We start from the raw sequence: 23,014 nt of genomic DNA on the forward strand, positions 1-23,014 counted from the left end.
AAGGCGAAGCGGCTCCGCCCGCTCGCCGAGCGGCTCATCACCTTCGCCAAGCGCGGTGACCTGCACGCCCGGCGTCAGGTCATGACGGTGATCCGGGACAAGGACGTCGTGCACAAGCTGTTCGCCGAGATCGGTCCGCGCATGGCGTCACGGCCGGGCGGCTACACGCGGATCATCAAGACCAACCCGCGCAAGGGCGACAACGCTCCGATGGCCGTCATCGAGATCGTCGAGGAACTCAAATCCGTCGTCGCCGAGGCCGAGAAGGCCCGCGGCACGAAGGTCGCCGCCAAGAAGGCGCCGACCGGACGGACGAAGGAGATCGCCGAGGACGCGGCGGCCGAGTCGCCGACCGCCGCGGGCGTGGCGACGTCGATCGAGGACGAAGAGACGGCCGCGGCCACCGGCGAGCAGCCGGACGGTCCCGAGGCCGGCAGCGACACCCCCGACGCCGAGGCGGCCGAAGCCCGTGCGGCCGAGGCAACCGAGGCGCTCGAGGGTTCCGACGGCGACACCGACGGTGACACTGACGGCGACACCGACGGCGACACCGACGGCGGCTTGGCCGCGCTCGGACTGGGCGCCGACGACGCCGAGGGCGCGTCCGAGGCAGCTGCCGACACCGTCGGCGACGCGCCGGAGGCCGGCGGCGAGCTGGCCGAGAAGCCGTCGGACGAGTAGTCCTGCACGACTCCGCGATCGAGGCGGGCCCGCTGATGCGGGTCCGCCTCGACGTTTCTTACGACGGCACCGACTTCTCCGGCTGGGCCGTTCAGCCCGGCCGGCGCACCGTCCAGGGTGAGCTCGAGACCGCCCTCACCACGGTGCTGCGCGTTCCGGCCGTGCCGCTCACGGTGGCCGGGCGGACCGACGCCGGTGTGCACGCGACCGGGCAAGTGGCGCACTGCGATCTGACCGGCCTGCCCGACGGCTTGCTGCGGCGCCTCGCCGGGGTGCTGCCGCTCGACGTGCGCGTCCGCTCCCTGCGCCGCGTTCCTGGGGGGTTCGACGCCCGGTTCAGTGCGCTGTGGCGGCGCTACGAATACCGCATCTGCGATCAGCCGGCGGCCGCCGAGCCGCTGCGCCGTCGGCAGGTGCTGACGTGGCCGCGACCGTTGGACGTCGCCTCGATGGCCGCCGCCGCCGAGCAACTGACCGGGTTGCACGACTTCGCGGCGTTCTGCCGCCGCCGCGAGGGCGCGACGACCGTGCGCGACCTGCAGCGGCTCACGATAGAGCGCGACGGCGCCGAGATCGCCTGCACCGTCGTCGCCGACGCGTTCTGCCACTCGATGGTCCGGTCCCTGGTCGGCGCGCTGCTGGCGGTCGGTGAGGGCCGCCGTCCGGTGGACTGGCCGCCGTCGCTGTTCGCGCTCGGTCGGCGCGCGGGCGAGGTCTCGGTCGCGGCCGCGCACGGGCTGACCCTCGTCGAGGTGGGCTACCCGCCCGACGCCGAACTCGCCGTGCGGGCCGAGCAGACCCGCGCCCGCCGGGCGTGATGCCAGACGCTCGCCATGACGGCCGAGGTGCAGCACCTTCGCCGGGGGCGGGCTGACCGGCCGCGAGCTAGTCGAGGATCGCGCCCAGGAGGCGGTAGCAGCGGGCGATCATGTCCTCGGCCGACTCCTCGGGATGGTCGAGCCACCACTCGACCAGGGAGTCGACGACCCCCATCCAGACGGCTGTCAGGGCCGACGTGTCCGCCTGGCTGTCGATGCCACGGGCCTGCAGGAACCGGGCTGACCCGCTGGCCGCGATGGCCGTCATCTGTGCCCGGTAGTCGTCGGCGGCCGACGCGATCTCGCCCGTGCTCGGCATGGACGGGTCGAACAGCATCCGCCACGCGGCGCGCTGCGGCTCGAGCGCCTCGAAGATCGCCCGCAGCGGGTAGATGCGTGAGGCCACCGTGTCGTCGACCTTCAGTTCGGCGGCTTGCAAGCGGTCCAGCAGGCCGCCGGACACGGCGTGCAAACAGGTGAGGAACAAGCCGTCCTTCGATCCGAAGTACTGGTAGATCAGCGGCTTGGAGATTCCGGCCCGCGCAGCGATCTCGACCATGGACGCCCCGGCGTAACCGTTCGCGGCGAACTCGGCGATCGCCACGGCGACCATCTGCTCCTCGCGCTCGGCCCGCGGCACTCCCTTGGTGCCGACCGCAGCGCCACTGGACATGACCGAGATGTTATCTTACGGTAAATGACTTCCGGGTCAGTTCGGTGGGGCGGAGGTGGAGCGAGTGGCGTCATTTGCCGACTCCCTGCGCGATCCGGTCACGTACGCGATCCCGGTCTTTCTCGTGTTCATCGCCCTCGAGGCGCTGTCCCTGCGCTTCCTCGCCGACGACGAGCGGGGCTACCGGGGCTACGAAGCCCGTGACACGCGGACGAGCGTGCTGATGGGTTTGGGCTCGCTGGTCGTCAATGGCGTGGCGCGCATCTTCGCGCTGCTCGGCTATGCGGCGCTCTACCTCGTCGCGCCGGTGCACCTGGACGCGCACCGCTGGTACACCTGGCTGTTCGCGCTGATCGCCGTGGACCTGCTCTTCTACACCGAACACCGCGCCGCGCACCGGGTGCGCATCCTCTGGGCCGCGCACCAGGCGCACCACAACAGCCAGCGATTCAACCTGTCGACCGCCGTGCGGCAGAAGTGGAACCCGTGGTGGGAACTGCTCGTCTGGGTGCCACTGCCGCTGATGGGTATCGCGCCCTGGCTGATCTTCTCGGCGTTCTCGGTCAACCTGATCTTCCAGTTCTTCGTGCACACCGAGCGCATCGACCGCATGTGGCGCCCCGTCGAGCTGATCTTCAACACGCCGTCGCACCACCGCGTCCACCACGCCAGCGATCCCGAGTACCTCGACAAGAACTACGCCGGGATGCTGATCATCTGGGACCGCATGTTCGGCTCGTACGCCGAGGAGCGGCACCGCCCGACGTACGGTCTCACGACCAACGTCGAGAGCTACAACCCGTTCCGGTTGCAGTATCACGAGTACGCCGCGATCTTCCGCGACGTCCGCCGCAGCCGCTCGTGGCGCGAACGGCTCGGTTACCTGTTCGCCCCGCCCGGATGGCAACCAGCCGCGGCTGCGTCAGAGTTGTCCGCGTCTGCCCGCGCTATTACGTGGTGAAGCACGGACAACTCGGGACGGGCGGTCAGTAGAAGGCGAGGTTGTCGCGCCCGCACCAGTCGGCCACGGCCGGCCACTCGCCGAAGCCGGACTCCACGTTGATGTGGCCGCCGCCGGGCACCACGGTCGTCGCGATCTTGAGCGGCAGGCCGTAGGCGGCCGCGATCCCCTCGGGCAGGTACGGGTCGTCGTCGCCGGCCACCAGCACCGTCCCGTCCGCACCGCGGCGAACCTGATCGACGTCCAGCGGCGGCGGGAAGAAGGACGCGATCTCGGCGATGCTCGTGCGCGGCGACGGCGGGGCGACGAGCAGCACCCGCGCGGCGCGCGGCGAGTCGCCGGGGTCGGCCACATGGTGCAGCCACAGCACGGCGCCCAGTGAGTGCGCCACGACGTCGAAGCCGTCAGCCGGCAGGGGGGCCAGCGCGGCGCGCAACGCGTCGAGCCATTCGGCGAGGTCCGGGTTGTCGAGATCGGCGAAGGCCGGGCGGCTCGTCGTGCGGCCCGCCGCCCGCAGTTGGTCCTCCAGCACCGTCTGCCAGTGACCCGCACCCGAGCCCATCCAGCCGGGCAGGACCAGGGTGGGAACGGTTCGGCTCGGGCGGCGCGGCATCCGCCCAGACTAGAAGGACCCGATCAGGCCGATCAGGATGAGGAACTGCGTGAGGTGATAGGTCACGATCACCAGCAGTTTGCCGTGCCGGACCGGCGCCACGAACCGATCGCGGGCGATCAGGGTGTCCGACACCAAGAACAGCACGCCGCCGACCGCAGTGGCGATGTGACTGGTGCCGACCGCGAGCACTGCCATCACGGCCAGGACGGCGGCGTAGGCGCCCACGATGTAGGAGAACTCGAGGCCGGCGCGCTGCCGGGCGCCGCGCAGTACCTCGGGCAGGGCCAACCCGGCGGCGCCGCCGACGATCAGCAGACCGGCGAGCGACTCGAGCGCGTGGACGCCGGCGACGACGAAGGCAACCTGGTAGAAGAGGTGCCCGATCAGGAAAGCGGCCAGCCCGGCCAGGAACGGGCGATCGGTGCGGCCGGAGCTCAGCATCAGGCCGACGTCACCCAGCAGGCCGAAGACAAGCGCCGTGACGACCCACGGCTTGGCGTCGCCGAGGTCGGCCCCCGCCGCCGCGACGACCAGCGCCACCAGCGTCGCCGGCTTGAGCACGTACTCCACGCGGAAGAAGCGATAGTGCACGGCGAGCCAGTCGCCGACGGCGAACACGGCGGCGACCGGCAGCAGCGTTCCCGTCGTACTCACGGCGAGGAAGTATGCCGCGCCGGCAGTACCACGCCGGGATTGAGGATTCCGTCGGGGTCCAGCGCGTCCTTGATCCGTCGGGTCAGGGCCATGACCTCCGGGCCGAGCTGTGTTCCGAGCCACGGCGCCTTGAGCCGCCCGACGCCGTGTTCACCGGTGATGGTGCCGCCGAGGCTCAACGCCAGGTCCATCACCTCGCCGAAGGCCAGGCGCGCCCGCGCTTCGGCCGCCGGGTCCCCGGCCGGGTAGGCGATGATCGGGTGGGTGTTGCCATCACCGGCATGCGCGACGACGACGATGTGGGTGTCCCGCTCCGCGGCGATCGCGCGAATGCCGTGAACGAGCGTCGGCAGGGACGGCACGGGGACGCCGACGTCCTCCAGCAGCAGCGAGCCGAGCCGCTCCATGGCCGGGAACGCGGCCCGGCGCGCCGCGGCGAAGGCCTCGCCCTCATCCGCGTCGGAGGTCGTGAAGACCTCGGCGGCGTTGTGCGCCTCGCAGGCGGCGCGGATCTGCTCGATCTCCGCGGCGGCGGCACCGCCGGGTGCATCGGAGCGGGCCAACAGCAGCGCACCCGCGTCGCGGTCGAGCCCCATCTTCACGAAGTCCTCGACCGCATTGATGCTGCCGTTGTCCATCAGCTCGAGCATGGACGGGCGCAAACCCGCGGTGATGGCCACGACCGCCATCGCCGCAGCCTCGACCGACGGGAAGGTGGCGACGAGTGTGCAGGCCGCCGGTGGGGCGGGCAGCAGTCGAAGCGTCAGCTCGGTGATCACGCCCAGCGTGCCCTCCGAGCCGACGAACAACTTGGTCAGCGACAGGCCGGCGACGTCCTTCAGCCGGGGGCCGCCGAGCCGCACCGCCGTGCCGTCGGCCAGCACCACCTCCATGCCCAGGACGTAGTCGGTGGTCACGCCGTACTTCACGCAGCACAGGCCGCCGGCGTTGGTCGCCGCGTTGCCGCCGATGGAGCAGATCTCGAACGACGACGGGTCGGGCGGGTACCAGAGGCCGTGCTCGGCCGCCGCTGCCTTCACCTCGGCGTTGAAGGCGCCGGGCTGGGCGACCGCGACCCGCGTGACCGGGTCGATCGTCACCCGCCGCATCCGCTCGGTGCTGAGGGTGATGCCGCCGTCCACCGCGGTCGACCCGCCCGAGAGGCTGGAACCGGCGCCGCGCGGCACCACTGGCACCCGGTGCGCCGTCGCCCACCTCAGCACGGCCTGCACGTCGGCGGTCGTATTCGCCCGCACGACCGCCAGCGGGGTGCCGGCGTCCGGGTCGCGGGCCCAGTCCTGCCGGTAGGACGCGAGCAGGGCGGCGTCGGTCAGCACCGTGTCCGGCGGCAGGGCGGCCGCCAGCTCGTCCAGGGACATGAAGCCATCCTTGCGTTAACACCGGTAACAAGCGTGCACGGCGCCGCCGGATCGTCGACACTGACGCCCGTGGGATATGTGGAGGTCGCCTCTATCGGGCACACTCTGACCGACGGCCGCGTGCTCCTGCAGGGGGCGTCCTTCCGGGTGGGGGACGGCGCGAAGGCCGCCCTGGTCGGCGCCAACGGCACCGGCAAGACCACCCTTCTTCGGCTGATCGCCGGCGACGAGGCGCCCCAGTCGGGGACCGTTACGCGCAGCGGCGGGGTCGGCGTCATGCGCCAGTTCATCGGCTCGGTACGGGACACCACAACCGTCCAGGAATTCCTCGTCCAGCTCTCCTCGCCCCAACTCGCGGCGGCGTGGAACGCGCTGCAGGCCGCCGAACTGGTGCTCATGGAGCGCGACGACGAGCGGGCGCAGCTCGACTACGCCCACGCCCTGACCGACTGGGGCGACGCCGGCGGCTACGACGCCGAGGTGCTGTGGGACACCGTCACCGTCGCCGCGCTCGGCCTGCCCTACGAGGCCGGCAAATACCGCGAGCTGACCACGCTGTCCGGCGGCGAGCAGAAGCGACTCGCGTTGGAGCTGCTGCTGCGCGGTGGCGACGAGGTGCTGCTGCTCGACGAACCCGACAACTACCTTGACGTTCCCGGGAAGCGCTGGCTGGAACAACGACTGCGTGAGACGCCCAAGACGGTGCTGTTCGTCAGCCACGACCGCGAGCTGCTGGCGACCGTCGCCGACCGCGTCATCACGGTCGAGGGTGCGACGACGTGGGTGCACGGCGGCGGCTTCGTCTCCTACCACGAGGCGCGATCGCACCGGCACGAGCGGATGGCCGAGCTGCGTCGCCGGTGGGAAGAGGAGCACACGCGCCTCAAGGACCTCGTCCGCACCCTGCAGGTCCAGGCCAAGGTCAGCGAGGTCATGGCGCAGAAGTACCGCGTCATGGCGCGGCGCCTCGAGCGGTTCGAAGAAGCCGGCCCGCCGCCGGACAAGCCCGAGGACGAGCGGGTGACCATGCGGTTGCGCGGCGGCCGCACCGGCGTGCGGGCGATCACGTGCGAGGGGCTCGAGCTCACCGGATTGATGCAGCCGTTCGACGCCGAGATCTACTACGGCGAGCGGGTCGGCGTCCTGGGTGCGAACGGAGCCGGCAAGTCGCACTTCCTGCGCCTGCTCGGCGGCGACGACGTGGCGCACACCGGCTCGTGGCGACTCGGGGCCCGGGTCGTTCCCGGCCTGTTCGCGCAGACCCATGCGCATCCGACGTGGACGGGGCGCACCCTGCTCGAGCTGTTGTGGGACGGCGACGTCGACCGGCCGGGGATCGCCAGGGGGAAGGCGATCGGTGCGCTGCGGCGCTATGCCCTGGGCGAGCAGGCCGAGCAGCGCTTCGGCACGCTGTCAGGCGGCCAGCAGGCGCGGTTCCAGATCCTCTTGCTCGAACTGTGCGGAGCCACCCTCCTGCTGCTCGATGAGCCGACCGACAACCTCGACGTGCTCAGCGCTGAGGCACTCGAAGAAGCGCTCGACAGCTTCGACGGCACGGTGCTCGCAGTGACCCACGACCGGTGGTTCGCCCGCTCGTTCGACCGCTTCCTCGTCTTCGGCGCCGACGGCCGGGTGTACGAGTCCGCCGAGCCGGTGTTCGACGAGACGCGGGTCGTCCGCGCGCGCTGAGGACGCGGGCTAGCTCGGCCCGTCCGTGGGCCGCGAGGTATCCGACGGCTTGATCGCCGGGCTGCTGTCCGTGGGCGTCGGTGCCGCCGTCGTCGAGGCCGGAGGAGTGCTCGCGCCGCTCACGCCGGGAATGCCGGGCACGGTGGTGGGTGGCGTCGTATCGGGATCGAGCACGGCGAACACCACGATGTTGTCGAGGTAGTTGCCGGTGGATGCGTCGAAGGGGCCGCCGCAGGTCACGATCGCGATCCGGCCGACGCTCTTCTGGTCAAAGATCTGCTGATACGGCAGCCGCGTCTTGTGGTACGTCCGGACGCCGGTCACCCGGAACCTGACCTCGTGCTGCTTGTCGGCGTTCTGGGTGCCGAACACGAACACGTCGTCGCCGGGGTCGAGCTTGCCGATCGTCGCCATCGGGCCGGTGACACCCGCGTAGTTGATGTGCCCGGCGAGGATGGCGGTGCCGGTGGCGGCTCCGGGCTTGGCGCCGTACTTCCACCAGCCGACGCGTTTGGGATTGAGCGGGATCTCCAACTCTCGGTCGGCTGTGGTGCCGACCGGCACGATCGGCGCGACGGCGTGGATCTTCGGGATCTCGATCCGATTGGGCGACACAATGTCGGCGACGATGTGAGGGGATGCCGGCGTGGTCGGGATCGCGCCGACGTCGCGCGCTTTGGCCTGGGCCCTTGCCTGGTACTTGCCCCAGTGCGGCGAGGTCACCCAGGTGATCCCGGCGAACGCGATCGTCATCATGGCGACGATGGCGCACGCGAACGGGACCCATCCGACGTGTTCGAGCACCGCGATGGAATGGGGGTCACTAAAGCGCTTGCGCTTCGGACTCTGTCTCGGCGATGCCACTGGGCTCCTGTCGGTACGTGTAGAGAGCCATTAAACGCGGTGGGCCGGGCAGCCGCCCACGGAGGCAGCGGATTTGGACCGCCCCGATGCGCCCGGTAGAGTGGTGCGTTGGCGCGCGTCACCTCAAGTCGTGCGTCCCGGCCATGCCTCGGGGTCTCCGCCGTCTTCGGACGATGAGACCGTGGGGGCGCATTCCGCGTGAAGACCGAACAGAGAGTTGAACAGTGTCCACTTACTCCCCGAAGCCGGGCGAGATCGAGCGTCGCTGGCACGTCATCGACGCCAACGACATCGTGCTCGGCCGTTTAGCCAGCCAGGCCGCCCGCCTGCTGCGCGGCAAGCACAAGCCGCAGTTCGCCAACCACGTGGACACCGGTGACTTCGTCATCGTCGTCAACGCCGAGAAGGTTGCCGTCACGGGCGCGAAGCTCAACGAGTTCCGTTACCGCCACTCCGGTTACCCGGGCGGCTTGTCGCGGCGGACTGTCGGTGAGCTGCTGGAGACCAAGCCCGAGCGGGTCGTCGAACTCGCGGTCAAGGGCATGCTCCCGAAGAACACGCTCGGCCGGGCCCAGCTGAAGAAGCTGAAGGTCTACGCCGGCCCCGATCACCCCCACGCGGCCCAGAAGCCGCAGCCGTTCGAGATCAAGCAGGTATCGCAGTGACAACTCCCGCCCCCGTCGTCGGCCGCCGCAAGGAGGCGGTCGTCCGCGTCCGCCTCGTTCCGGGTACCGGTGAGTTCAAGCTGAACGGCCGCACCCTGGACGGCTACTTCCCGAACAAGCTGCACCAGCAGCTGATCAAGGAACCGTTCGTCACGCTGGAGAAGGACGGCCAGTACGACGTCATCGCGTCGCTGTCCGGTGGCGGGGTGACCGGCCAGGCCGGCGCTCTGCGTCTGGCCATCGCCCGCGCGCTCATCGGCATCGAGCCCGATGACCGTCCGGCGCTGAAGAAGGCCGGGTTCCTCACCCGCGACCCGCGGGCCAAGGAGCGCAAGAAGTACGGCCTGAAGAAGGCTCGCAAGGCGCCGCAGTACTCGAAGCGCTAGCCCGTTCGTGGGTTCGCTCTTCGGGACCGACGGAGTCCGGGGCCTGGCGAATGAGGTCCTCACCCCGGAACTCGCCCTCGCGGTGGCCGGGGCCGCCGCGCGGGTGCTGGTCGCGCACGACGCCTCGCACCGGCCGGTGGCCGTGGTCGGCCGCGACCCGCGCGCGAGCGGTGAGATGCTGGAGGCCGCAGTCGTCGCCGGGCTGACCTCGGCCGGCGCCGACGTGCTGCTCGTCGGTGTGCTGCCCACTCCGGCCGTCGCGTTCCTCACGGCGTCCTACGGCGCCGATCTCGGCGTCGTCCTCTCGGCGTCCCACAACCCGATGCCCGACAACGGCGTCAAGCTGTTCGCGGCCGGTGGCCTCAAGCTGCCCGACGATCTCGAGGACGAGATCGAGCTCGCGGCCGCGGCCGGGCCGAAGACGCGGCCCACCGGCGCGGCGATCGGCCGCCTGCAGTCGGCCGACGACGCCCTGGAGCGGTACGGCGCGCACCTGCTCGGTGCGCAACCGGCGCGGCTCGACGGCTTGCACGTCGTCGTCGACTGCGCGAACGGCGCCGCGTCGGCCGTCGCCCCCGAGGTCTACCGCGGGGCCGGCGCGCAAGTGACCGCCGTGGCGGCGGAGCCTGACGGCCTCAACATCAACGACGGCGTCGGCTCCACTCACCTTGACGGCCTGATCGACGCCGTCCGCCGATCGGGGGCACAGGTCGGCATCGCCCACGACGGGGACGCCGATCGCTGTCTAGCAGTGGACGCGACCGGTGCCGTGGTCGACGGCGACCAGCTGCTCGCCATCTGCGCGCTGGCCCTGCGCGAGCGCGGGGAACTGCGCAACGACACCGTGGTGGCCACCGTCATGAGCAACCTCGGATTCCACCACGCCATGCGCAACGCCGGCATCGAAGTGCTGACGACCGCCGTCGGTGACCGCTACGTCCTCGAGGCGCTGCGGGCCAAGGAACTCAGCCTGGGCGGCGAGCAGAGCGGGCACATCGTCTTCGCGGACGCCGCCACCACCGGGGACGGCCTGCTGACGGCGCTGCACGTCATGGCCCGGATCGTCGGCTCCGGATCTTCGCTGGCCGAGCTCGCGTCGGTGGTCCACCGGCTGCCGCAGACCCTGGTCAACGTGCGGGTCGACGATCGTGACGCGGTGGCCCGGTCGGCAGCCGTGGCCGAGGCCGTCGCCGCCGCCGAGCGCGAACTCGGCGACGCGGGCCGGGTGCTGCTGCGCCCCTCGGGGACCGAGCAACTGGTCCGCGTCATGGTGGAAGCCGAAACGCAGGATCGCGCCGACGCGATCGCCAATCGGTTGGCCGGCGTCGTCGCCGGCGCGTAAGACGACCGCGCCGTCGAGTACCACTTTCCGCCGGCGCAACGCTTTAGCCATTTGGCCCGTACTCCCACGCCGACGGGAAAGCGCGACCCTGGTTGTTCTGCCAAAAGCGGGACGTTTTCCGGAGACGACTTCTGATTTGCATCAAATTGCTTCCACAGCCGTTGTCCTGAACGAATAATTTTCGCATTCTTTCGAGCACGAAAATCAAATCGAGGCCTGGCCCATACGGACAAAGTTCATGACCCGTTGGAAGATGGCACTCTGTGCCGCTGCTGCCCTCTCCGTCGCCGCGGTCGCCGCGCCGGCGCTGGCCGAGGAAGAGCCGCCGCCGTCGACGACCGCGTTCGTCCCGCAGGTTCGGCCGGTCGTCCAGGCGAGCGCGACGGTGGCCCGGGCGCAATTCCACTCCCGCTGCATCGGTACCGCAACGACCGACCAGCTGTACGTCGCCGTGAAGGAAGGGCCGACGATCAGCCCGACCAACACCAGCAGCTCGGGTGCCACCAGCTACTTCAGCACGAACTGGATGTCCGACGCGGGACCGAACGCGCTGAAGCGTGACGGCAAGAAGCACGTCATGCATGTATTGCTGCACGCTGACGGGCTGCTGACCGGGCCGCCGCCGGACGAGAACACGCCGCCGCCGACCGGCCTTCGCCGCCGCTGGCCCGGGGCACCGGCTGCTGCAGATCTGCGCATTCGACAACACGGGCCTGACGATGAACTACAGCATGCGAAAGGTCGTCCGCATCTAGCGACCGCGGGACGCGGTGGTGCCCGGCCGGAAAATCGGCTGGGATCGTCATTTGTGGGAAAAGTCGCGAATGTGACGTCAGGGCTGCGGCCCGCCCACGCGTCGGGCGTCACGCCAAGAGCCGATTACCCGGCTGAACCGGGGGGTATCCCTAAGCTGTGGCGCGTTGTGCGGCCACCGTGGTCGAGGGGAACGAAGCGTGCCGGATGAGCCGGAGCCGAATGCTGCACATCCCGAGTCGGGGCAGCAACCGGACAGTGCGTGGGTGCTGGGCGGCCGCTATCGGATCATCGACCGCCTGGGATTGGGCGGGATGGCCGAGGTCTTCCGGGCGCACGACGATCTGCTCGACCGGGACGTCGCGGTCAAGGTCTTTCGCTCAGGCGTGGGCGGCGACGACGACACGCACGGCGAGGTGCGCCGCGAGCTGGAGCTGCAATCGCTGGCCCGGCTCAGCCATCCCAACCTGATCACCCTGTTCGACGGATCGGTGGCCGGTGACGGCCCCGCGTACCTCGTGCTGGAACTGGTGAACGGGCCGGACCTGGCGTCCCGGCTCCGCGAAGGGCCGTTGAGCGAGCGCGAGGCCCGTGAGCTGGGCGCGCAGATCGCCGACGCACTGGCCTACGTCCACGCGCGCGGGATGGTCCATCGCGACGTGAAGCCGGCCAACATCCTGCTCGGCGTGGACGAGGCGATGCCCGGCGCCGTGCGCTCGCGGCTGTCGGACTTCGGCATCGTCCGGATGATCGGCAGCGAGCGGCTCACCTCGGTCGACATGACGCTCGGCACCGCGTCCTACATCGCGCCGGAACAGGCGAAGGGCGCGAACGTGGGGCCGGCGGCCGACGTGTACTCGCTGGCCTTGGTGCTGATCGAGTCGCTGACCGGTGTCCGGTGCTTCGACGGGCCGGTGCACGAGGCGCTCGCCGCCCGACTCACCACAGCACCGCAGATCCCGCCCGGCCTGCCGACGCCGTGGCCGGAGCTCTTGGCCGCGATGACGGTCCAGGATCCCGACGACCGGCCGGCCGCCGCCGAGGTGGCGCGCAGCCTGCGTGAAGGCGTCCCGCCGGCCGTCACACCGGTGGCCGACGTTCCGGCCGACATGTCGCCGGGAACGGCGGCCGCGACGGTGGCCGCGGCCGGCCTGACCGCGGTCGCTGGTGGCGCCGCCGCGGCGGCCGCCGCAGTGCCGACAGGCGCGAGCGCGGCGATACCGACGGGCGCGGTTGCTGGGATCCCGGCCGCGGCGGGGATGGGGACGGGAGCCTTGGCCGCCGCTCCTACCGGCCGGGTCGCGCCGGTGGCGACCGGTGGCGTCCCCGTCGCGATGCCCGGACCGGCCGGTCCGGCTCCGCCGGTTACCTATGCGCCGTGGGACGACGAGCCGTACGACGGCGACGCCCGCCGGGGTCGTAGGGGCATGACGCTCGTGCTGGCCGCGATCGCGTTCGCGGCGCTCATGGCCGGGGCCGGGTTCCTGCTGCTGGGCGGCTCGCCGAGTTCGCCCGCCGACACCACGACCACGACCACGCAGCCGAGCGTGCCGAAGACCACCACCGCGCACCGCAAGACATCGCAGGCCGCTGTGGTGGCGACGACGCATTCGTCCAGCTCCTCGACGTCGCACAGTGCGTCGAAATCGGCGACCCCGACTCGGTCGACGACGCGCTCGACGAGCGCGGCCCGGTCGTCGAGCGCACCGCGGCCGGTCACGTCGACGAGCGCGAGCGTGTCGAGCAGCGCGAGCACGAGTTCACCCCCGCCGCCGTCGGACACCGCCGTGGCGGCCGGGGCGATCGGGTCGCCGGCGCCGCCGACGCCCTGATCACCCGCGGATCAGGTCGGCCGCCTTCTCGGCAATCATCACCGTCGGTGCGTGGGTGTGCCCACGGATGATCTGGGGCATCACCGAGGCGTCGACGACGCGCAGGCCGCTGACCCCGCGGACGCGCAGCTCGCCGTCGACGACGGCGGCGTCGTCGGTGCCCATCCGGCACGTCCCGGTCGGGTGATACAACGTCTCGGCCGCGGTGCGGACGTACTCCGGGATGTCGGTCTGGGTCGGGTCGGGCAGCATCGCGTCCGTCACCAGAGTGCGTAGAGCGCTGGTCCCGAAGAGCTGCTTCGCCTGCTGCACGCCGCGGACGAGCCGGTCCAGGTCGCCCGGCGCGGTGAGGTAACCGGCGTCGATCGCGGGCGGGACGCTCGGATCGGCCGATCGCGCCGTCACTGTGCCCTTCGATTCGGGCTGCAGCTGCACGACCCCGATCGTGATGCCGTGTCCGGCCGGCTCGACCTGCCCGTGCTCGATGAAGGGCACCGGCGCGAAGATGTACTCGAGGTCGGGCAGCGCCAGACCCGGTTCGGAACGGCCGAACAGCACGCCCTCGCCGATGTTGGACGTGAGCATGCCGCGCCGCTGCAAGAGCCACTTGAGCAGGTTGACCGGCTTCTCGGCATCGACCAGGGTCGCGGCGTCCCGGGTGAACATGACAACGGGGACGGACAGGTGGTCCTGCAGTCCCTTGCCGACACCGTCGGCCCGGACGACCGACTCGATGCCGGCCGCGGCGAGGACGTCGGGATCGCCGATGCCCGACAGCTGCAGCAGGTGGGGCGAGTGGACGGCGCCCGCGCTGAGCAGTACCTCGCGCGAGGCGCCCAACGTCTGGCGGCCGCCCTTCGGGGCGTTGATGACGACGCCGGTGGCCCGCCCGCCCTCGAGCACGATCCGCTCGGCCAGTGCGCCGGCGAACAAGGTCACGTTGGGCCGCTTCAGGGCGGGGCGCAGGTAGCCGTCCGCGGCGCTCCATCGCCGGCCGCGATGCTGGTTGACCGGCGTCGGCGCGTACCCGTCGATCCCCGGGTCGTTGAGTTCGGGCAGTCGGCTGAACCCGTCCTCGGCGCACGCCTCGAAGAACGCGGCCCGAAGCGGATTGGGGTCGCGGAGCTCCTCGATGTAGAGCGGGCCGCCGACGCCGTAGGTGTCGCCCGCATTGCTGCCCACGCGGTTCTCGGACCGACGGAAGTAGGGCAGCACATCGGCGTAGGACCAGCCCGGTACCTGCTCGCCCCATCTGTCGTAGTCCGCGCCGGCGCCGCGCACCCACATCTGCGCGTTGATCGAGGACGACCCACCGAGCGTCTTGCCCCGCGGCCAGTACAGCTCGCGCGCCTTCAACTCGGGTTGTGAGGTGGTGTGCAGGCCCCAGTCGTAGCTGGTGTTGAACAGTTTGGGGAAGGCGGCCGGCAGCTTGATCTCCAGCTTGCGGTCACGCGGACCGGCCTCGACGACGGCGACCCGCACAGTCGGGTCGCTGCTCAGCCGATTGGCCAGGACGCATCCGGCCGAGCCGGCACCGACGATGACGTAGTCGAACTGGGTAGCCATGTCCGGCAACCTACCCGCGCGGATCAGGCGAAGTGCGCGATGCCGTCGACGGTCTTCTCGGTCAGCAGCCCGCGCTCGACGAGGACCCGCAGGTGGGCCATCGTCTCGTGGATCGCGAGCACCTGGTTGAACATGTCTAGGTCGTCGATGCGCCGCTTGTGCCGCGTCCAGGGCAGGACGTGGGCGACGTCGAAGGCGGTGTGCGCGCCGAAGTCGACGGCATCGGCGGTGGCGGTCAGCCGCTGCTCGTGATGGACAAGGAGCTCGTCGATCCGGTCGTGCACCGATGCCGTCACAGGACCGTGTGCGGGCAGCAATCGCGCGTCGGGCAGCGCGCGGATCAGCTCGAGCGAGGTGAGGTAGTCGCGCAGCGGCGAAAGCGGGCGGTTCAGCTCGACGCCGATGGACGGGGTGATGTGCGGTAGGACGTGGTCACCGGCGAAGAGCGCGTCGTTCGCCGGATCGTGGAACACGACGTGGCCGCGGGTGTGTCCAGGCGTGGCGATGACCCGCAGTGTCCGCGTGGTCAACGGCAGGTCGACGCCGTCGGCCAACCACCGGTCGGGGTCCTCCCAGTTGAGCAGGTCCCGCTCGCCGCGCCACTCGGCCAGCATGCGCGAAAGCTCGAGGGCGCCCGCCTCGTGCAGCCGAGCGACATCGGGATGCACCTCGACCGTTCGGATCGCCTCGAGGCAGGCCTGCTCACCGGCGCCCACCGAGACCGCGCCGCCGTGGGCCCGACGCAGCGACACCGCCTGCGTGTAGTGGTCGCGGTGCAGATGCGTGACGAGGAACTCGCGAACGTCGCCCAGGCCGTAGCCGATGGTGGCGAGGCTGTCTCCGAGCAAGTGCTCGCTCTCCTCCAGCGCCCAACCGCCGTCGACGAGGACGACGTGGTCGCCGTCGCTGATCGCGTAGATGTTGACGGCTTTGAGACTGTCGCCCGGCAGCGGAAGCGGGATGCGATGCACGCCGGGGGCCACCTCGTGCGCGCCCGGCCGCTCCCACGCGTGCCTGTCCGCTTCGTCAACCACCTCTGCACGTTATGGCACCGCCTGTGCCTGCGGGCCCTGGGAGAGCGGCGTCACATCCGAGCCCCGGCTCTTAGAGGGCCGTGAGCCGCGTTGCCGGAAACGCTTACGGAGCGTCGACACTGATTGGGCCATGACGACGACACGAAACGAGACGACTGAGATCCCGGCGGCCCCGCACATCCCCGAGGCAGGGCCTTCTCGGAGCCGCCGGCGGATGGCCGGCTTCGACCTGTCGGCGACCCAACTGGTCGCGACCGCCCTGGCGGCGATCACCGCGACGATCGCCGCGTCCTACCTCGGCGTCTCGGGCACGGTCATCGGCGCTGCGCTGGCCAGCGTGGTGAGCGCCGTCGGCAATGCGGTGTACGGCCATTCGCTGCGCACGACCAGCGAGCGCGTGCGGGTGGATCGGGTTTTCCTCCGCGAGCGACGCCAGCCCGGCCCGGCCGCGGCGCCAGCCGAGGAAAACGTGATCCAAAATGGGCCGCCGATGTTGCCCGAGCCGGCCCGCCCGCCGACCCGGTCTCGCCCGGCCGCGCATCCGCAGACCGCCTGGCGGCGGATCGCGATCGGATCAATCGCTTCGTTCGTCGCCGTCCTCGCCGTCGTGACCGGGGTCGAGGTGGTCGCCGGGCGGCCGCTGAGCGATCTCGTCCGCGGCAACGGCGGCACTGGCACCAGCGTCTTCGGCACCGCGGGCGGACCGGCCGCGACTTCGCCGGCCGGCACGCCGACAATCACCCGGACGGTTACGCCCTCGGTCGTCGTGACCACGCCGACGGTGACCCAGACGGCACCGGCCGTCACGACGACTGCTCCGGCCAGCCAGCCGGGCACGCGGTCCGCGCCGACCTCCCGTTCCGGCGCGTCGACCGGCAGCGCCACCGCCGGGTCCCCCTCGGCGCCCTGAGGCCCCCGTACTGTTAGCACCATGTGCGGCATCGTCGGATACGTCGGCCCTCGCCCCGCCCTGGACGTGGTCGTGGAAGGCCTGCGCCGCCTCGAGTACCGCGGCTACGACTCGGCCGGCGTGGCGATCATCGACGACGACGGTGCGCTGCAGATCGCCAAGAAGGCCGGCCGTATCGAAAACCTCGATAAAGAGCTGGCCACGCGGACGATCGCCGGCACCACCGGCATGGGCCACACCCGCTGGGCCACGCACGGGCCGCCGAACGACCGCAACGCGCATCCGCACGCCGGCGGCAACGGCCGAATCGCCGTAGTCCACAACGGCATCATCGAGAACTTCGCCGAGTTGCGCGCCGAGCTCGAAACCGCGGGCGTCGACTTCGCGAGCGATACCGACACCGAGACCGTCGCCCATCTGGTCGCCGCGCACCTCGACGCCCAGGGCGGCTCACTGGCCGACGCGGTTCGCGCCGTCTGCGGCCGGCTGCAGGGGGCGTTCACCCTCGTCCTGCTCGACGCCAAGGAGCCCGATGTGGTCGTCGCGGCCCGGCGCAACTCGCCACTCGTGGTCGGCGTCGGTGACGGCGAGATGTTCCTCGGCAGCGACGTGGCCGCGTTCATCGAGTTCACCCGCGACGCCGTCGAGCTCGGGCAGAACCAGGTCGTCGAGATCCGTCGCGACGGCTACACGATCACAGACTTCGCCGGCGCGCCGGCCGAGGGCAAGCCGTTCCACATCGACTGGGACCTCACCGCCGCCGAGAAGGGCGGCTACGACTACTTCATGCTCAAGGAGATCCAGGAACAGCCGTCGGCCGTGCGCGACACGCTGCTGGGTCACCTGTCCGACGGCCACATCGTGCTGGACGAGCAGCGCCTCGACATCCAGGAACTGCGCGACATCGACAAGGTGTTCATCGTCGCCTGTGGTACCGCCTACCACTCCGGACTGATCGGCAAGCAGGCGATCGAGCACTGGACGCGGGTGCCGGTCGAGGTCGAGATGGCCTCGGAGTTCCGCTACCGCGACCCGGTGCTCGACCGGCAGACGTTGGTCGTGCCGATCAGCCAGTCGGGCGAGACCGCCGACACGCTGGAGGCCGTGCGCTACGCGAGCCAGCAACGCGCGCGCGTCCTCGCCATCTGCAACACCAACGGTGCGCAGATCCCGCGCGAGTCCGACGCGGTGCTCTACACGCACGCCGGACCGGAGATCGGCGTCGCCGCGACGAAGACCTTCCTGGCCCAGGTCGCGGCCGTCGAGCTCGTCGGGCTGGCCCTCGCGCAGGCGCGGGGCACGAAGTACGGCGACGAGATCATCAGCGAGTACGAGACGCTGTGCTCGGTGCCCGACGCGATCGGGCGCGTCCTGCAGAGCGTCGAGCCGGTCCGCGAGCTGGCCCGCGACATCGCCGACGCCAAGGCCGTGCTCTTCCTCGGCCGGCACGTCGGCTATCCGGTCGCGCTCGAGGGTGCGTTGAAGCTCAAGGAGCTCGCCTACATGCACGCCGAGGGTTTCCCGGCCGGCGAGCTCAAGCACGGGCCGATCGCGCTCATCGAAGAGGGGCTGCCGGTCGTGGTGATCATGCCGTCGGCGAGCGGCCGTCCGATCCTGCACCAGAAGATGCTGTCGAACGTGGCCGAGGTGAAGGCCCGCGGCGGTCGGATGATCGTCATCGGCGAGGAGTCCGACACCGCCGCGCGCTCCCTTGCGGCGCACTACATCGAGGTGCCGGCGGTGCCGACCCTGCTGTCGCCCTTCGTCACGACGGTGCCGCTGCAGGTGCTGGCCGCCGAGATCGCCCAGGCGCGGGGCTTCGACGTCGACAAGCCGCGGAACCTCGCCAAGTCGGTCACGGTCGAGTAGCTCCGCGGCGGCCGCGCCGATTCGTCAAGCATGGCTAAGTCGGTCACGGTCGAGTAGTCGGTACGCTCCGCACGTGCCCTCCACCAAGGTCGATCTGCTGATCGTCGGAGCCGGCCCGGTGGGCCTGTTCGGCGCGTACTACGCCGGCGTGCGGCTGATGTCCACGGCCGTGCTCGACTCGCTCGAGGAGCCGGGTGGGCAGATCACGGCCATGTATCCGGAGAAGGCGATCTTCGACGTGGCCGGGTTCCCGGCGATCAAGGGTCGCGACCTCGTCGACCAGTTGCTGGCGCAGGCGGCGCCGTTCAAGCCGAACTACATGCTCGGCCATCAGGCGGTCGGCCTCGAGCGCGGTGACGGCGGCTTCGCGGTGACCACGGCAAGCGGACACCGCGTCGACACGCGCGCGATCGTGATCACCGGCGGTATTGGCACCTTCACGCCTCGTCCACTGCCCACCGGCGGCGAGTACCTCGGTCGCGGCCTCGTCCACTTCGTGCCCGATCCGAGCGTGTACGCCGACCAGGACATCGTGGTGGTCGGCGGCGGCGACTCCGCGCTCGACTGGGCCCTGATGCTCGAGCCGATCGGCCGGTCGGTGACCGTGGTGCACCGACGGGGCGAGTTCCGCGCGCACCAGCACTCCGTCGAGCTGCTGAAGACGTCGTCGGTGCAGATCATCACGGACGCGCAGGTGTCGGCGGTGCGCGGCGATCCCGACGTCGAGCAGGTCGAGGTGACGGTCAAGGGGGAGGACGAGCCGATCACACTGGCCTGCGACAAGCTCATCGCGGCGCTCGGCTTCACCGCCAACCTGGGCCCGCTGATGGAGTGGGGTATCGACATCCAGAAGCGGCAGATCATGGTCGACACCGCCGGCCGCACGTCCGTTCCCGGCATCTTCGCCGCCGGTGACATCGTCGACTACGACGGCAAGGTGAAGCTGATCGCGACGGGGTTCGGCGAGGTCGCCACCGCGGTCAACAACGCCTTCGCCTACCTCAACCCGGGTAAGTCGGCCTTCCCCGGCCACCTGTCCGACTACGCGCCGGCGCTGGGCGAAGCGACGCCTACCGCGTCCCCGACCGCCTGAGCGACGTGGCCATCGTCGGAGTGGGGATCGACGTGGTGCCGGTCGAGCGGTTCGCACAATCGCTGGCCCGGACGCCGTCGCTCGCCGCCCGGCTGTTCACCGCGGCCGAGCAGGTCACCGCGTCGGGGTCGCCTCGCACGGCAGAGTCCCTGGCGGCGCGGTTCGCCGCCAAGGAAGCGCTCGCGAAATCGCTCGGCGCCGGCGGTGGGATGGCCTGGACCGACGCCGAGGTCCTCGTCGACGACATCGGGCGTCCGTCGTTCGTGGTGACGGGTTCCGTCCTGGCCCGGGCCACGTCGCTCGGGGTGACGCGGTTCCACGTCTCGCTCTCGCACGACGGCGGCATCGCCTCGGCGACGGTGCTGGCGGAGGGATAGCGCGTGCGCGGGGTGTACGGCGTCGAGCAGGTCCGGACGGCGGAGGACGCGTTGATGGCCCGGCTGCCCGAGGACGCGCTGATGGCCCGGGCGGCCACCGGGCTGGCCGTCGAGTGCGCCGCGCTGCTCGGGCGCGTCTACGGCGCGCGGGTGGCGCTACTGGTGGGCGCAGGCAACAACGGCGGTGACGCGCTGTATGCCGGAGCAGCGCTGGCCCGGCGCGGCGCGGCCGTGCGGGCCCTGCTGCTGGACGCGGAGCGAGCGCACGCCGGCGGGCTGGCCGCGTTCCGCGCCGCGGGCGGCCGTGTGGTGGCGATCGAACCCGCGGCACTTGACGGCGTGGCGCTGGTCGTCGACGGCATAGTGGGAATCGGCGGCCGGGGCAGTCTGCGCGGCGCCGCTGTCGAGCTCGCGGCCGCGGCCCGGGACACGCTGACCGTCGCGGTCGACATCCCGTCCGGGGTGGATGCCGACACGGGAGCGGCCGACGGTGACGCCGTGTGGGCGGACGTCACGGTCACCTTCGGCGCGTTGAAAGCGGGGCTGCTCGTCGGCGACGGTGCCCGTCGTACGGGCGAGCTGCGTTTCGTCGACATCGGACTCGACGCCACCTTGCCCGAGGCCGATGTGCATGTGCTCGAAGCCGAGGATGTGGCCCGTCTGCTGCCGACCCCTGGGCCGGCCGATGACAAGTACACCCGAGGCGTGACCGGTCTGGTCGCCGGGTCCGCGGCGTACCCCGGGGCCGGCGTGCTGTCCACCGGCGCGGCGGTGTGCGGAGGCGCCGGGATGGTGCGTTATGCCGGCACCGCCGCCGACGCGATCCGCGCCCGGTACCCGGAGGTCGTGGTGCACGAGGACGCGCGGCCGTCGGAATTGTGGGTCCAGGCCTGGGTGATCGGGCCGGGCATCGGCACCGACGATTCGGCCCGCGCCCTTCTCGCCGACGTCCTCGCGACCGACGTCCCGGTGATCGTCGACGCGGATGCGATCACCGTGTTGGGTCAGTCGCCCGACCCGCTGGCCGGCCGGTCGGTGCCGACCGTGCTGACCCCGCACGACCGCGAGTTCGCGCGCATCGCCGAAGGTCCGTCCGCCGACCGGATCGGCAGCGCCCGGGCGGCCGCGCGCGACCTGGGGGCGACCGTCCTGCTGAAGGGGGACGCGACGGTGGTCGCCGCTCCGGACGGGCGGGCGTGGATCAACCGCACCGGCACGCCGTGGCTCGGGACGGCCGGCAGCGGTGACGTCCTCAGCGGGCTGATCGGGTCACTGCTGGCATCCGGGCTCGAAGCGCCGCTGGCCGCTGCTGTCGGCGCCTACGTGCACGGCGTGGCCGGCCAGCTGGCCGCCGCCGTCGGCCCGCCCTCGTCGGCCGACGTGCTGCACTCACTGCGGGCCGCGCTGCATCACATCGCCGCCGGCTGACGTTCGCTCCGCGACGCAGCGGCACCGCGTTTGCGAGGATGGCGGGGTGCTACGTACCGAGGCTGTCATCGACCTGGCCGCTATCCGGGCCAACGTCGCGGCCATGAAGGCCGGGACGCCGGCCGAGCTGATGGCGGTCGTCAAGGCGGACGGCTACGGCCATGGCCTGGTGCCGTCGGCCCACGCGGCGCTCGCCGGTGGCGCGACGTGGCTCGGCACCGCGATAGTCGACGAGGCGCTCGCGCTCCGGGCCGCCGGAATCACCGCGCCGATCCTGTCCTGGCTGTGGGCGCCGGGCGAGGACGGGACCGTGGGGCGTGCGCTCGCCGCCGGCATCGACATCTCAGCCAGCAGTCAGTGGCAGCTCGACGCGATCACCACAGCGGTGCGGGAGTCGGGGACGACGGCCCGTGTCCACCTCAAGATCGACACCGGGTTGTCCCGCAACGGAAGCTACGTCGACGACTGGCCCGACCTGGTCGCCGCGGCGGCCAAGGCCCAGGCGGCGGGCGAGATCATCGTGGTAGGCGCGTGGTCGCACTTCGCGTACGCCGACGAGCCGGGGCACCCGACGATCGCCAAGCAGATCGCGGCCTTCGACACGGCGCTCCAGGTCGCCGGTCGGGCCGGGGTGCAGCCGCAACTGCGGCACCTCGCGAATTCGGCCGCCACGCTCACGCTGCCGGAGGCGCACTTCGACCTCGTTCGGCCCGGCATCGCGGTCTACGGGCTCTCGCCGGTCGCCGACGACCACGGACTCACGCCGGCGATGACGCTGCGCGCGGCGGCGGCCGGCGTCAAGCGCGTGCGCGCAGGTGAAGGCGTCTCCTACGGCCACGAGTACACGACCAGCCGCGAGACGACGCTGGTGCTGGTGCCGCTCGGTTACGCCGACGGCGTGCCGCGCCACGGGTCGAACGTCGGGCCGGTCTGGGTCAATGGTGCCCGGTTCACCGTCGCCGGACGCGTGTGCATGGACCAGATCGTGATCGACGTCGGCGAACTGACCGTGGCGCCGGGTGACCCTGTCGTGCTGTTCGGGCCTGGACGCGACGGCGAGCCGACGGCGCAAGACTGGGCCGAGGCGGTGGGCACGATCCACTACGAGATCGTCACCCGGGTCGGCCCGCGGGTGCAGCGGGTCTACCGATCGTGACCGTGGGACCGATGCGGGGACCGGGCCAGCCGGGCGGGCCGAGAATTGCCGGCGGCCTCGGTCCCCGGGTCCGGCGGCTACCCACCGTCGACGACACCCGCGCCCTGGGCCGTCGGCTGGGTGCGATCGTGCGGGCCGGCGACCTGGTCGTGCTGACCGGCCCGCTCGGGGCCGGCAAGACCGCGCTCGCGCAGGGCATCGGCGCCGGCATGGGTGTGCAGGGCCGGATCGCCTCGCCGACCTTCGTTATCGCGCGGGTGCATCCGTC

General features: G+C 71.2%; 22 protein-coding genes and 1 pseudogene. 16 read left to right on the forward strand and 7 right to left on the reverse strand.

The genetic code is table 11. The features are described 5' to 3' along the window. Positions 1–453: pseudogene (rplQ, locus tag ABR571_RS14850) on the forward strand (50S ribosomal protein L17); the annotation flags it as partial. 263 nt (positions 454–716) lie between these two features. Further along, the gene (gene truA, locus ABR571_RS14855) at positions 717–1,499 is read left to right on the forward strand and encodes a tRNA pseudouridine(38-40) synthase TruA (protein WP_409453981.1); all 783 of its coding nucleotides are present in this window, start codon (positions 717–719) and stop codon (positions 1,497–1,499) included. Positions 1,500–1,566: 67 nt separating this feature from the next. Here the strand turns inward: truA and ABR571_RS14860 are convergent, their stop codons facing one another. Beyond that, positions 1,567–2,172, reverse strand: a complete 606-nt coding sequence (locus tag ABR571_RS14860) for a TetR/AcrR family transcriptional regulator (RefSeq protein WP_409453982.1) — start codon at positions 2,170–2,172, stop codon at positions 1,567–1,569. A 64-nt stretch (positions 2,173–2,236) separates the two neighbouring features. On the opposite strand from ABR571_RS14860, the gene ABR571_RS14865 reads away from it, so the two are divergent. Further along, on the forward strand, positions 2,237–3,133 hold the full coding sequence (locus ABR571_RS14865; RefSeq protein ID WP_409453983.1) for a sterol desaturase family protein: 897 nt from the start codon (positions 2,237–2,239) through the stop codon (positions 3,131–3,133). Between the two features lie 25 nt (positions 3,134–3,158). Here the strand turns inward: ABR571_RS14865 and ABR571_RS14870 are convergent, their stop codons facing one another. Genes ABR571_RS14870 through ABR571_RS14880 form a run of 3 tightly spaced genes read right to left on the reverse strand, consistent with a single transcriptional unit; the run spans position 3,159 to position 5,782 of the window. Then, a complete protein-coding gene (locus ABR571_RS14870; RefSeq protein ID WP_409453984.1) occupies positions 3,159–3,746 on the reverse strand; it encodes an RBBP9/YdeN family alpha/beta hydrolase in 588 nt (195 codons plus the stop codon). Positions 3,747–3,755: 9 nt separating this feature from the next. Next, positions 3,756–4,403 carry a lysoplasmalogenase gene (locus ABR571_RS14875; RefSeq protein WP_409453985.1) on the reverse strand — a complete coding sequence of 216 codons (648 nt, stop codon included), beginning with the start codon at positions 4,401–4,403 and terminating at the stop codon, positions 3,756–3,758. Beyond that, the gene (locus tag ABR571_RS14880) at positions 4,400–5,782 is read right to left on the reverse strand and encodes an FAD-binding oxidoreductase (protein WP_409453986.1); all 1,383 of its coding nucleotides are present in this window, start codon (positions 5,780–5,782) and stop codon (positions 4,400–4,402) included. Before ABR571_RS14880 ends, ABR571_RS14875 begins: the two co-directional genes overlap by 4 nt. Positions 5,783–5,851: 69 nt before the next feature. Between ABR571_RS14880 and ABR571_RS14885 the strand changes: the two genes are divergently transcribed. Then, positions 5,852–7,471, forward strand: coding sequence for an ABC-F family ATP-binding cassette domain-containing protein (locus tag ABR571_RS14885; protein WP_409453987.1), 1,620 nt, complete (start codon positions 5,852–5,854; stop codon positions 7,469–7,471). Between the two features lie 9 nt (positions 7,472–7,480). Here ABR571_RS14885 and ABR571_RS14890 read toward each other — a convergent pair whose 3' ends face one another. Next, entirely contained in the window at positions 7,481–8,275 is a 795-nt protein-coding gene (locus ABR571_RS14890) for a class F sortase (protein WP_409453988.1), read from the reverse strand. 284 nt (positions 8,276–8,559) lie between these two features. Here ABR571_RS14890 and rplM point away from each other — a divergent pair, with 284 nt between their 5' ends. From rplM to ABR571_RS14915, 5 genes are all read left to right on the forward strand, one after another. Then, a complete protein-coding gene (gene rplM, locus ABR571_RS14895) occupies positions 8,560–9,000 on the forward strand; it encodes a 50S ribosomal protein L13 (protein WP_409453989.1) in 441 nt (146 codons plus the stop codon). Then, a complete protein-coding gene (gene rpsI, locus ABR571_RS14900) occupies positions 8,991–9,386 on the forward strand; it encodes a 30S ribosomal protein S9 (protein WP_409454002.1) in 396 nt (131 codons plus the stop codon). Before rplM ends, rpsI begins: the two co-directional genes overlap by 10 nt. 7 nt (positions 9,387–9,393) lie before the next feature. Further along, complete coding sequence (gene glmM / locus ABR571_RS14905) at positions 9,394–10,728, forward strand: phosphoglucosamine mutase (RefSeq protein ID WP_409453990.1); 1,335 nt, start codon at positions 9,394–9,396, stop codon at positions 10,726–10,728. 238 nt (positions 10,729–10,966) lie between these two features. Then, positions 10,967–11,692, forward strand: coding sequence for a hypothetical protein (locus ABR571_RS14910; protein ID WP_409453991.1), 726 nt, complete (start codon positions 10,967–10,969; stop codon positions 11,690–11,692). After that, on the forward strand, positions 11,682–13,313 hold the full coding sequence (locus ABR571_RS14915; protein WP_409453992.1) for a serine/threonine-protein kinase: 1,632 nt from the start codon (positions 11,682–11,684) through the stop codon (positions 13,311–13,313). Before ABR571_RS14910 ends, ABR571_RS14915 begins: the two co-directional genes overlap by 11 nt. Here the strand turns inward: ABR571_RS14915 and ABR571_RS14920 are convergent, their stop codons facing one another. Next, complete coding sequence (locus tag ABR571_RS14920) at positions 13,314–14,879, reverse strand: GMC family oxidoreductase (protein ID WP_409453993.1); 1,566 nt, start codon at positions 14,877–14,879, stop codon at positions 13,314–13,316. It lies immediately after the preceding gene. Positions 14,880–14,902: 23 nt separating this feature from the next. After that, a complete protein-coding gene (locus ABR571_RS14925) occupies positions 14,903–15,913 on the reverse strand; it encodes an MBL fold metallo-hydrolase (protein ID WP_409453994.1) in 1,011 nt (336 codons plus the stop codon). A 130-nt stretch (positions 15,914–16,043) separates the two neighbouring features. On the opposite strand from ABR571_RS14925, the gene ABR571_RS14930 reads away from it, so the two are divergent. The 7 genes from ABR571_RS14930 to ABR571_RS14960 form a co-directional block, all read left to right on the forward strand. After that, positions 16,044–16,823 (forward strand): hypothetical protein, encoded by a 780-nt coding sequence (locus tag ABR571_RS14930; RefSeq protein WP_409453995.1) that lies wholly within the window; start codon positions 16,044–16,046, stop codon positions 16,821–16,823. A gap of 21 nt (positions 16,824–16,844) precedes the next feature. Continuing rightward, a complete protein-coding gene (glmS, locus tag ABR571_RS14935) occupies positions 16,845–18,692 on the forward strand; it encodes a glutamine--fructose-6-phosphate transaminase (isomerizing) (protein WP_409453996.1) in 1,848 nt (615 codons plus the stop codon). Between the two features lie 73 nt (positions 18,693–18,765). Then, positions 18,766–19,785 carry an NAD(P)/FAD-dependent oxidoreductase gene (locus ABR571_RS14940; RefSeq protein ID WP_409453997.1) on the forward strand — a complete coding sequence of 340 codons (1,020 nt, stop codon included), beginning with the start codon at positions 18,766–18,768 and terminating at the stop codon, positions 19,783–19,785. Positions 19,786–19,790: 5 nt separating this feature from the next. Next, positions 19,791–20,162 (forward strand): holo-ACP synthase, encoded by a 372-nt coding sequence (locus tag ABR571_RS14945; protein ID WP_409453998.1) that lies wholly within the window; start codon positions 19,791–19,793, stop codon positions 20,160–20,162. Between the two features lie 3 nt (positions 20,163–20,165). After that, positions 20,166–21,590: an NAD(P)H-hydrate dehydratase gene (locus tag ABR571_RS14950; protein ID WP_409453999.1), complete on the forward strand. Its 1,425-nt coding sequence runs from the start codon at positions 20,166–20,168 to the stop codon at positions 21,588–21,590. A gap of 46 nt (positions 21,591–21,636) precedes the next feature. After that, entirely contained in the window at positions 21,637–22,746 is a 1,110-nt protein-coding gene (gene alr / locus ABR571_RS14955) for an alanine racemase (protein WP_409454000.1), read from the forward strand. Positions 22,747–22,757: 11 nt separating this feature from the next. Then, positions 22,758–23,014: tRNA (adenosine(37)-N6)-threonylcarbamoyltransferase complex ATPase subunit type 1 TsaE (locus tag ABR571_RS14960; RefSeq protein ID WP_409454001.1), on the forward strand; the 257-nt coding region annotated here is incomplete at its 3' end.

This window comes from Jatrophihabitans sp., from assembly GCF_046262535.1.
Classification (GTDB): Bacteria; Actinomycetota; Actinomycetes; order Mycobacteriales; family Jatrophihabitantaceae; genus Jatrophihabitans.

Excerpts from the sequence above, each read along its gene's own strand:
- truA (WP_409453981.1), top strand. The coding sequence starts at position 717 with ATGCGGGTCCGCCTCGACGTTTCTTACGACGGCACCGACTTCTCCGGC.
- ABR571_RS14860 (WP_409453982.1), bottom strand. The coding sequence starts at position 2,172 with ATGTCCAGTGGCGCTGCGGTCGGCACCAAGGGAGTGCCGCGGGCCGAG.
- ABR571_RS14870 (WP_409453984.1), bottom strand. The coding sequence starts at position 3,746 with ATGCCGCGCCGCCCGAGCCGAACCGTTCCCACCCTGGTCCTGCCCGGC.
- ABR571_RS14880 (WP_409453986.1), bottom strand. The coding sequence starts at position 5,782 with ATGTCCCTGGACGAGCTGGCGGCCGCCCTGCCGCCGGACACGGTGCTG.
- ABR571_RS14910 (WP_409453991.1), top strand. The coding sequence starts at position 10,967 with ATGACCCGTTGGAAGATGGCACTCTGTGCCGCTGCTGCCCTCTCCGTC.
- ABR571_RS14920 (WP_409453993.1), bottom strand. The coding sequence starts at position 14,879 with ATGGCTACCCAGTTCGACTACGTCATCGTCGGTGCCGGCTCGGCCGGA.
- ABR571_RS14930 (WP_409453995.1), top strand. The coding sequence starts at position 16,044 with ATGACGACGACACGAAACGAGACGACTGAGATCCCGGCGGCCCCGCAC.
- glmS (WP_409453996.1), top strand. The coding sequence starts at position 16,845 with ATGTGCGGCATCGTCGGATACGTCGGCCCTCGCCCCGCCCTGGACGTG.